At 64.6% G+C, this 9,511-nt stretch carries 9 protein-coding genes, 2 tRNA genes and 2 pseudogenes; 5 read left to right on the top strand and 8 right to left on the bottom strand.

Annotated elements, in window-relative coordinates; genetic code table 11:
* Positions 1-324 (top strand): annotated as a pseudogene (locus tag OC159_RS19185) (IS5/IS1182 family transposase); the annotation flags it as partial.
* 52 nt (positions 325-376) lie between these two features.
* The gene (locus OC159_RS19180) at positions 377-919 is read left to right on the top strand and encodes a tyrosine-type recombinase/integrase (protein WP_265502841.1); all 543 of its coding nucleotides are present in this window, start codon (positions 377-379) and stop codon (positions 917-919) included.
* Positions 920-1,052: 133 nt separating this feature from the next.
* Here the strand turns inward: OC159_RS19180 and OC159_RS19175 are convergent.
* The 4 genes from OC159_RS19175 to OC159_RS19160 form a co-directional block, all read right to left on the bottom strand.
* Positions 1,053-1,127 (bottom strand) — tRNA-Val (locus OC159_RS19175).
* Positions 1,128-1,184: 57 nt separating this feature from the next.
* Positions 1,185-1,484 (bottom strand): DNA-binding protein, encoded by a 300-nt coding sequence (locus OC159_RS19170; protein WP_265502840.1) that lies wholly within the window; start codon positions 1,482-1,484, stop codon positions 1,185-1,187.
* Between the two features lie 126 nt (positions 1,485-1,610).
* Complete coding sequence (gene lon, locus OC159_RS19165) at positions 1,611-4,028, bottom strand: endopeptidase La (RefSeq protein ID WP_265502839.1); 2,418 nt, start codon at positions 4,026-4,028, stop codon at positions 1,611-1,613.
* 118 nt (positions 4,029-4,146) lie between these two features.
* Positions 4,147-5,502 carry an ATP-binding protein gene (locus tag OC159_RS19160; protein ID WP_265502838.1) on the bottom strand — a complete coding sequence of 452 codons (1,356 nt, stop codon included), beginning with the start codon at positions 5,500-5,502 and terminating at the stop codon, positions 4,147-4,149.
* A 34-nt stretch (positions 5,503-5,536) separates the two neighbouring features.
* Here OC159_RS19160 and OC159_RS19155 point away from each other — a divergent pair, with 34 nt between their 5' ends.
* Together OC159_RS19155 and OC159_RS19150 are read left to right on the top strand one after the other, a co-directional pair.
* Entirely contained in the window at positions 5,537-6,400 is an 864-nt protein-coding gene (locus OC159_RS19155; RefSeq protein ID WP_265502837.1) for an MBL fold metallo-hydrolase, read from the top strand.
* 60 nt (positions 6,401-6,460) lie between these two features.
* A tRNA-Asn gene (locus OC159_RS19150) sits at positions 6,461-6,535 on the top strand.
* A gap of 637 nt (positions 6,536-7,172) precedes the next feature.
* Here the strand turns inward: OC159_RS19150 and OC159_RS19145 are convergent.
* A complete protein-coding gene (locus OC159_RS19145; protein WP_265502836.1) occupies positions 7,173-7,625 on the bottom strand; it encodes a portal protein in 453 nt (150 codons plus the stop codon).
* Positions 7,626-7,631: 6 nt separating this feature from the next.
* Positions 7,632-7,808 carry a hypothetical protein gene (locus OC159_RS19140; RefSeq protein ID WP_265502835.1) on the bottom strand — a complete coding sequence of 59 codons (177 nt, stop codon included), beginning with the start codon at positions 7,806-7,808 and terminating at the stop codon, positions 7,632-7,634.
* Between the two features lie 161 nt (positions 7,809-7,969).
* Here OC159_RS19140 and OC159_RS19135 point away from each other — a divergent pair, with 161 nt between their 5' ends.
* Complete coding sequence (locus tag OC159_RS19135) at positions 7,970-8,839, top strand: glycosyltransferase family 25 protein (RefSeq protein WP_265502834.1); 870 nt, start codon at positions 7,970-7,972, stop codon at positions 8,837-8,839.
* Positions 8,840-9,010: 171 nt separating this feature from the next.
* Here the strand turns inward: OC159_RS19135 and OC159_RS19130 are convergent, their stop codons facing one another.
* Positions 9,011-9,307 carry a hypothetical protein gene (locus OC159_RS19130; RefSeq protein WP_265502833.1) on the bottom strand — a complete coding sequence of 99 codons (297 nt, stop codon included), beginning with the start codon at positions 9,305-9,307 and terminating at the stop codon, positions 9,011-9,013.
* Positions 9,308-9,383: 76 nt separating this feature from the next.
* Positions 9,384-9,511 (bottom strand): annotated as a pseudogene (locus OC159_RS19125) (IS256 family transposase); the annotation flags it as partial.

Raw genomic sequence — 9,511 nt, 5'->3', positions numbered from 1 at the left:
GCGCTTGATATGGCGCATCGTCACTCTCCTGGCTCAACCCGGAAGCTGACAAGGCCCATGATGCCGCCGGCCTCGTGGCCGATCTGCGCCGCGGCATCCGGCAGTCGACGGACGCACCACCCGACACCAAGGCTGTGCCTTGTCCATCAGGCACCGGAAGCGGAGAGGAGCCCTTCGGCCGCGCCAAGGCCATCGGCGGCATGGCCCGGGCCGTTTGCCGCGGTGTCGAATGGCTGAGGTCCCGCTTCATCCTGACAACGGCGGCCAACAACCTGACCTCGGCGGCCTCGGTTGCTGGGGGCGCAATCACCGGACCGGGCATGAGGCACCCATGAGGCACCCATGAGGCACCCATGCCCTCCATCTCCGCAGCGCAATGACCTTCGCTGAGCGGGCGCGGAACATCGACGCCGCGCCCTATATCGAGCGGCCGGCCAAGCCGACGCCGAAAGAGCGGTATCCGACGAAGGACGAGATACAGCGCCTGATCGACAGCGCGGACGCACCTCACATGGCGCTGGCGATCCATTTGCTCGGGGTCGGGGCGATTCTAGATCTGACGTGGGATCGCGTAGACTTGGCGCGCGGCATCATCAACCTGGGGCTGGACGATGCGAGGACCCGCAAAGGGCGGGCTATCGTGCCAATCAATCAGGGGCTGCTGGCTGCGCTCCAAACGGGCAAGGCATCCGCCATGTCGGACTATGTGATCGAGAGAGGCGGCAACCGGATCGGCAGCATAAGAAAGGGCTTTGAGGGGGCAGTGAGGCGTTCGGGCCTGACGGACGTGACCCAGCACACGATCCGCCACAGCGCCGCGGTTCAGATGGTATCGAGCGGCCCCTGGAGAAAGTGGCCCAGTACCTCGGGCACAGCAACCCCGGCATCACCTTCTCGACCTATGGGCTTTTCGCTCTGAATCATCTGACGGACGCCGCCGACGTTCTTGATTTCGTCAGGCTGCGCGCAAAATCCTGGGTTCGGTGAACCGGCGGGCACTTCGCCGATAATGTAGCTTTCACGTCTATATAGTTGAATCGAAAGAGAAAAGATGGTGGGTGATGAGGGATTTGAACCCCCGACATCTTCGATGTGAACGAAGCGCTCTACCACTGAGCTAATCACCCGTCGCGCTGGCTTCTAGCGCCAGCCGCAGGCCGTTGCAAGGGGGCTTTCGCCGCTTTCTACCCTGCCTCGGGGTCGGTGGGCGCAGGTCGCCGGCGCAGGCGCAGCGTGATGACGTCGCCGCCACGGGCGTCCTTTTCCAGGTTGATCCGCGCCCGGCCCAATGGCGGCACGGCAAGCGTATGGCCCGCCGACAACACAAGCCCCAGTTGGGCCAGCGTCGCCTCGATGATGGGGCGGGCGTCGGTGCGTCGGGCGCCTGTGGCGGCGACCACGCGATCTATGAAATCGCGCTTCTGCACCACGACAGCAGGATGCGGATCCTGCACGGCAGCAGGTTGGCCTGTCTCATGGGTCATTCCTGGTTCCCCCTCCCCGGAATTATCCTACCAGCCTAGCGCGATCTGACTCTGCGTCAACCGTGACTGCACATGGTAAGAACCGGGGACGCGTAACGCCCCCGGCCTTCTTGTTGCGATGTCGCCTCAGTGGGCGACGGTGCTGCCCGCGCCGCTGGACGACCGCTGGCGGTCCAGGCGCGCGGCCTCGGCGGCCTCTTCGGCGGCTTCGTCCCATTCCACCGGCACCGGCTGGCGCACCAGAGCATGGCGCAGGACCTCACGGACATTGGCGACCGGGATGATCGTCAGGCCCTGCTTGACGTTGTCCGGGATCTCGACAAGATCCTTTTCATTGTCCTGCGGGATCAGCACCGTCTTGATGCCGCCGCGCAGCGCCGCCAGCAGTTTCTCCTTCAACCCGCCGATCGCCAGCACGTTGCCGCGCAGGGTGACCTCGCCGGTCATGGCGACGTCCTTGCGGACCGGGATGCCGGTCATCACCGACACTACCGAGGTCACCATCGCGATGCCCGCCGACGGACCGTCCTTGGGCGTCGCGCCTTCGGGGACGTGGACGTGGATGTCGCGCTTGTCGAATTCCGGGGGCTTCACCCCGATATCCGGCGCCACCGACCGCACGAAGCTGGACGCCGCGTCGATCGATTCCTTCATCACGTCGCCCAGTTTCCCGGTCGTCTTCATCCGACCCTTGCCGGGCAGGCGCAGCGCCTCGATCTGCAGCAGGTCGCCGCCGACCGAAGTCCAGGCCAAGCCCGTCACGACGCCGACCTGATCCTCCTTCTCGGCCAGACCATAGCGATGACGACGCACGCCGAGGTATTCCTCGGCCTTCTCGGGTGTCACCTCGACGGACTTGACCTGGCCCTTGAGGATCTCGGTCACGGCCTTGCGGGCCAGCTTGGCGATTTCGCGTTCCAGCGAACGCACGCCGGCCTCGCGGGTGTAATAGCGGATGATGTGGGTCAGCGCCTCGTCGGTGACGCTGAATTCGCCCTTGCGCAGACCGTTGGCCTTGATCTGCTTGTCCAGCAGGTGACCCTTGGCAATCTCGCGCTTTTCATCCTCGGTGTAACCCGACAGGCCGATAATCTCCATCCGGTCCAGAAGCGGGCCCGGCATGTTGTAGCTGTTGGCCGTGGTCACGAACATCACGTTCGACAGATCGTACTCCACCTCGAGATAGTGGTCCACGAAGGTCGAGTTTTGTTCGGGATCAAGCACCTCGAGCATTGCCGAAGCCGGATCGCCGCGGAAGTCCTGACCCATCTTGTCGATCTCATCCAGCAGGATCAGCGGGTTGGTGGTCTTCGCCTTCTTCAGCGCCTGGATGATCTTGCCGGGCATCGAGCCGATATAGGTCCGCCGGTGGCCGCGAATCTCACTCTCGTCGCGCACGCCGCCGAGCGAGATGCGGATGAACTCGCGCCCCGTCGCCTTGGCGATGGAGCGACCCAGCGAGGTCTTGCCCACGCCCGGAGGACCGACCAGCGTCAGGATCGGGCCCTTCAGCTTTTGGCTGCGCGCCTGCACGGCCAGGTACTCGACGATCCGTTCCTTGACCTTTTCCAGGCCGTAATGGTCGGCATCCAGAATCGCCTCGGCGCGGCCCAGGTCCTTGCGGGTACGCGACTTGACGCCCCAAGGCAGCGACAGCAGCCAGTCGAGGTAGTTGCGGCTGACTGTCGCCTCGGCCGACATCGGCGACATCGACTTCAGCTTCTTCAGCTCGCCCTCGGCCTTTTCACGGGCTTCCTTGCTGAACTTGGTCTTCTGGATGCGCTCCTCCAGCTCGGCCAGTTCATTCTGCCCGTCCTCGCCATCGCCCAATTCCTTCTGGATCGCGCGCATCTGCTCGTTCAGATAGTACTCGCGCTGCGTCTTCTCCATCTGGGTCTTGACGCGGGACTTGATCTTTTTCTCGACCTGCAGGACCGACATCTCGCCCTGCATGTGGCCATAGACCTTTTCCAGACGCTCGGCCACGACCAGCGTGTCCAGCAGGTCCTGCTTGCGGTCCAGGTCGATGCCCATGTGGCCGGCGACAAGGTCAGCCAGCTTGCCGGATTCGGTCGCCTCGGCGACGGCCGCGACGACTTCCTCGGGGATGTTCTTGCGCACCTTGACGTAACGCTCGAATTCCTCGGCGACGGTGCGAACCAGCGCGGTCACGGTCGCCTCGTCGCCCTGCGTTTCCTCCAGCGGGGTGGCGGTCGCCATGAAGTGATCGTCGTTCGGCACGAACTGGGTGATCTCGACGCGCTCGCGCCCTTCGACCAGCACCTTGACGGTGCCGTCCGGCAGTTTCAACAGCTGCAGCACGTTGGCAAGAACGCCCGTGCGATAGATGCCGTCCTCATCGGGTTCGTCGATGGCGGCGTCCTTCTGGGCGGCCAGCAGGATCGGGCTGTCCGATTCCATCACCGCCTCCAGCGCGCGCACCGACTTTTCACGACCTACGAACAGTGGCACGATCATGTGCGGGAAGACGACAATGTCCCGCAAGGGCAGCACCGGGTAGGTCTGAGTGGTGAATTCCGTCATGTCTTGTCCTTTCCGCCCGAAGCCGTGGCCCCGTCATGGCGACGCACGGCCCCTGCATCGCGTCAATCTAGGGCCAGCGCCGCCCGCGTTCAATATGACCGCGACAATACCACCTATCTTACCGGGGAATGACGATCTCGGCCCGCAGCCCGCCAAGCTTGGGGCCGCGTCCCAGCCGCAGCTGCCCGCCATGCGCGCGAACGACGTCGGCGGCGATCGCAAGACCCAAGCCCGCCCCCTGCGCGCTGTTCCTGCGGCGGGACGGATCGAGCCGCGTGAAGGGGCGCATCGCGGTCTCGATGCTGTCCTCGGGGATGCCGGGCCCGTCGTCCTCGACACCTATCCGCAGGCTGCGGGGACCGAGCGCCGCATCCAGTTCGACCCGACCGCCATAGCGCACTGCGTTGCCGATCAGGTTCTCCAGCGCCCGGCGCAGCATGTCGGGCCTGAACGTGGCCACACCGTCGCGGTCGCCTTCGAACAGGACCATGCCGACCTGCTGCCCCGCCCGCTGTGCATCCGCCACGATGGTCGTCAGGAACTTCGCGGCGGCGGTCGGCTCGGGCTGGCTGTCCTGCGCATCGTCGCGCGCATAGTCGAGGAAGCCGTCGACCATGCGGTTCATCTCGGCGATGTCGGCCTCCAGCGCGGCGATGTCGTCGGCCTCGGGCGGCATGTCGGGCGACATCATCGACAGGCCAAGGCGCAGCCGGGTCAGCGGCGTGCGCAGGTCGTGACTGATGCCCGACATCATCAGCTTGCGCTGCTCGTTCTGGCGCTCCAGCCGGTTGCGCATGTCCAGGAAGGCGGTGCCGGCGCTGCGCACCTCGACCGCGCCCGACGGGCGGTAAGGCACCATCCGGCCCTTGCCGTATTCCTCGGCCGCGTAGGCCAGCCGGCGGATCGGGCGCAGCTGGTTGCGCAGGAAGATCGTGGCAATCCCCGACATCAGAAGCGAGGTGAAGACCATCAGAACCAGCAGCTGGTGCGGGTTCGAGGCGCTGACACGCCGCCTCTCGAAGCTGAGGAGATAAGGCCCCCACGGCCCGTCCAGCGCCACGTCGACCCGCTTGTCGTTGCTGGCAAGGTCGATCGCCAGCACCTCAGGCAAGGCTTCCCGCAGCACCTCGATGACGATTCGCCCCGAGAAGTCATAGAAGAGCCGCTGGTCCGCCGCCGCTGGTTCGGCCGGCAGCCGCAGTTCCAGGTCCAGTGGCGCCGCCACGACCGCACCGGCCAGCCGAGCCTCGTCCAGGCTGTCAGCCCGCTCGACCTGGCGGGCCACGAATTCCAGCTCGTGCGCCATGCTGGAGGTCATCTGCCGGGTGACGCCGTCGAAATGCCGCTGCAGGAACATGACACTGACGACCAGCGTCACCACCACGACCGGCAGGAACAGGATCAGTGCCGCACGGGCATAGAGCCCGCGTGGCACCAGCGTCCGCGCAATCGGACCTTCGATGTGGTTCGGCATGGCAGGCACTCTCCTTGCGCGCTAGGCTAGCCAGATGACCGCCCCTGTGAAAGAGCCGCTGCGCATCCTGGCCGCGAACCCCTCGCCCCTGACCGGGCCGGGAACGACGACATTCCTGATCGGCCGGGACGACATGGCCGTTATCGATCCCGGCCCCGACGACCCCGCGCACCAGGAGGCCGTTGCCCGCGCGGGACAGGAACGGATCAGCCACATCTTCGTCACGCACGCGCACCGCGACCACAGCGCCGGCGCGGCGCGCCTGTCGCGGATGACGGGCGCACCAGTGCTGGCCTTCGGCGGCGCAACGGCGGGCCGGTCGCCGCTGATGGCGCGGCTGGCCTCTCAGGGGCTTGCCGGGGGCGGCGAAGGGCTGGACCATGATTTCGCACCGGACCGACTGCTGTCAGACAATGAGGTCGTCACGACCGCGGACTGGTCCCTGCGCGCCCTGCACACGCCGGGCCATTCCGGCGGGCACCTGTGCTTCCAGTGGGACGACGCGATCTTCAGCGGGGATTTGGTCATGGGCTGGTCCTCGACGCTCATCTCTCCACCGGACGGAGATCTGGCGGATTATTTCGGGTCGCTGACCAGGCTGGAGGCCGCCGCGCCGGCACGCTTGCTGCCCACTCATGGCGACCCGATCACGACCCCCCTCCTCCGCCTGGAGGAGCTTGCGCGCCACCGCCGGCTGCGGACTGCGCAAGTGATGGCCGCCCTGCAAGAGCGTCCCGATTCCGCCGCCGGGCTTGCGCGACGCCTGTATGACGTGCGGCCCGCGCTTCTGCCGGCCGCGCAACGCAACGTGCTGGCTCACCTGATCGCCCTTGCGCAGCTAGGAGCCGTTGATTTCGCGGGTAATTTGACCGCCGACACGTTTTTTTCACGCGCCTGACAAAAAGTCACCTCTGCCCACTGGACGCCCCCGAACGACGTTGCTATACCCCCCTCGTGTTCCGGCGTAGCTCAGCGGTAGAGCAGTTGACTGTTAATCAATTGGTCGTAGGTTCGATCCCTACCGCCGGAGCCAAAACAATCTGATTTTGCAATGATTTCAGAAACGTGTTTCCTTAACGGGTTGACATGGTTTTGGCAAATTAGGTGGTGTCACCCGGGTGACATGAGGGGCCCTCGTTTTGAGGACGCTCTATGCCTATCGCAACCCACCTCATCAGGCGCAACGGCTACTATTCCTGGAGACGCAAGTCCGGGGGATTGTGGTCCAGATCTCGCTCGGGACTTCGAGCCCAGTCGCCGCCCGCCGTCTTGCCGTCGCCATGACAGCTGGAAGCGAAAAGGTGTGGGACGACATGGACAACGGGAAACTCAGCAAAAACGACGCACTCGCGGCTATGAGAGCCTCGCTGATGGGTCAGCCGCCGACCTTCTCTGAAACCCTGCCGATCTATTCAGCTCCTGAAGAGGCCGAAGCTCCTCACGTCGATACGTCCGTCAAGGCAATCGCCGACAGGTTGACCGCCGTGCAACTCCGGACGGGCGCCGCGAACGAGGACACCTGCGACGCTATCCGGAAGACTGCGGCTCTCATCGAAGAGGCGACCGGGATCCGAGACATCCGCCAAATGCGCCAGCATCACGTTGTCGCCCTCTGCGACCTCCTCGACCGCCTGCCGCCGTCATACCGCATCCACGCGCGCATGCCGTGGCTATCTCGTGTGTCTTCTCATGTGGTGCGCCGCGCCCGCGCCCATGCGGAGGTCGTCGTAGATCGCGCCCAGCATGCGGTAGACATTCGAGCCGCGCAGCACCTCGTACATGCGCACCTGAACCTCGTGCAGCCACTCCTTGGCCGCGAAGTCCGTCTCGTCGGCGGTCGTGCCGCGCAGGCCGAGGCGGAACCAGGGCCGCGACGGCGACGTGATGCCGGACATCAGGCCCGCGCGCAGGGTCCGCAGCGCCATCTGCGCCGTGCTATCTAGAATGCGCTTGTTGATAGAGCTGTCGGACCGGCGCTCATCGCGTTCGAACCGGCCGCGCGTCGGCTTGATCGCGTCCCTCAGCTCGCGGAAGTGGGGCTCCCAATGCTGGTACTCCGCATCCATCGTCTTGCGACGGGCGGCGAGTGCCTTGCGGAGATCCTTGTCGACGAGCGCTGCCATGCTCGATCAGGTCCCGAGCAACGTCTTCTTGCCGCCGGGCGGATATTCCTGCCACGCGGTCGGGCGGGTCAGCAGCGTGCCTTGACGCCCCGTCTTCGAGCGCGTCTCCGTCGCCGTGCTGAACACGGGCGCCTTGCCGGCCGGCATCTGCTGAGGCTCGGGAATGTCAGGTTTGCCGCACATGAAAACGCCCTCGAAATCGGTTGGTCGAGAGCATCATGCGAAGCAGCGCGCGGGCGATACATGTTGGCAGCGAAAGTTGCCGCTCTCCTTATGCTGATGGGACTTGACAGACTCGCGCCGCACTCACGTTATTGTGAGCGGGATTCAGAGAGTCATTTTTAGTGCTGCCGGTATTCGTCATCAACTTGGACAGGCAACCGAAGCGGTGGGCCTTTATGGTGTCTCAGCTAGGCGCCTTGGGCATCGATCCGATCCGCATAGCGGCGGTTGACGGTAAGGCGCCTGGCGTAAGGGCATCGTCTCAGGCTGCTCCTTATGCTCCACTCACCCCGGGAGAAGTGGGGTGCTTCGAGAGCCATAGATCTGCTTGGCGAGAAATCGTCGCCAGACGCCTCCCTGCTGCACTGGTCCTGGAAGACGATGTCGCAGTTTCCTGCGACTTCGCCGACCTCGCGTTCAGCGCCGATGTGCTGGGTCAAGTCGATCTGGTGAAACTAGACTATGACACTACTAGACCGACACGCTATGGCCAGAGATCCATCCGTCTTGCCGAAGAACGCCGGCTCGCGCGGCTTCTCTGCAGCGAGCCATCGTGCGGCTGCTATCTGGTGACGAACCGCGCCGCGAAAACACTTCTGGCAGCCACTGCGAATTACATGCTGCCGGTGGACACCATGTTGTTTTCGCCCGGCAGCAGGTTGTTTTGGGATCTCCGCGTCTGGAAGCTCGTACGGCCGGCTGCGGTACAACTGACCATGCTGGAAAGCCACGACCAACTCCCTCCGGAAATAATGAACCGCATCCAAGGCGCCACTCGTCCAGAGCAGGAAAAGACCCTCGCCGCAAAGGTTCGGCATCTCCGTGTTCAGATCAGGCGGCTGACCGATTTGGAGTGGGCAACCCGCCGGCGGAAGCGAATGCAGCATAATATCGCATGGTATGAGGCGAACGAGGGCATAGACACGGAGCCTAGCCACTTCTTCAGTTCCAACCTAGGCCACTATCGCTCTGCAGCGCATCACCTAGAGTAGACTGCGGCGCTTTCGCATCATCGCGAGAGCGCCGCCAGGAAGGCGCCTAAGGTCAGGCGGCCGGGACTGTCAGCACCAGCTTCCCGCCCGTCACCGCCACCCCTGCCGGCAGCGTTGCCCCGTCGTTTACGAACGTCACCCCGTCGCCGGAGGTGTAGGTCTGCCCGGGTGTCAGCAGGTGGGCGTCCTCGACAACCACGGCTGACCGCGGAAGTTGACCGTGCCCCTCGCAGCCGGAGGCGTCAGGCCGTTGCCGACAGCCCCGGAACGGAAGATCGAAGGGAACAGCAGGCCGGAGGTAAGGACCGACGAGAACTTGACGATGATGTCCTCATACTCTTGGAACTCCTTGTCCACGTGCCATTCGCCCGGTGATCCAGTCCTGCACGCCAACCAATCTGCATGACCACCACCACGGCCTTGGGCACGCGGGGCCAACCCGCCCGTCTCGCGCTTCAGGATCACCATTCCCGTTCGGGGTCGTGTCGCGAATGTGGTGGAAATTGTTGAGCAGCGGGCTCCGGGCATGTGAGGTTGGCTCCAGTCAGGCAGCGAGGTCAAGAGACATCGGCTCGAGAGGCTGAGAAAGCGTTTCCCGGCGGTCGATCTTCCGCATCTGGATCTGGCCGGAGGCCAGCAGCGCCCAGAGCAGCATGGGCACGGTTTCGGCGC

The sequence above is a fragment of the Paracoccus beibuensis genome (genome assembly GCF_026162625.1).
Lineage (GTDB): Bacteria > Pseudomonadota > Alphaproteobacteria > Rhodobacterales > Rhodobacteraceae > Paracoccus > Paracoccus beibuensis.
Note: the sequence above shows the minus strand (reverse complement) of the source record. Positions and strands in the feature narration are given on the sequence as shown.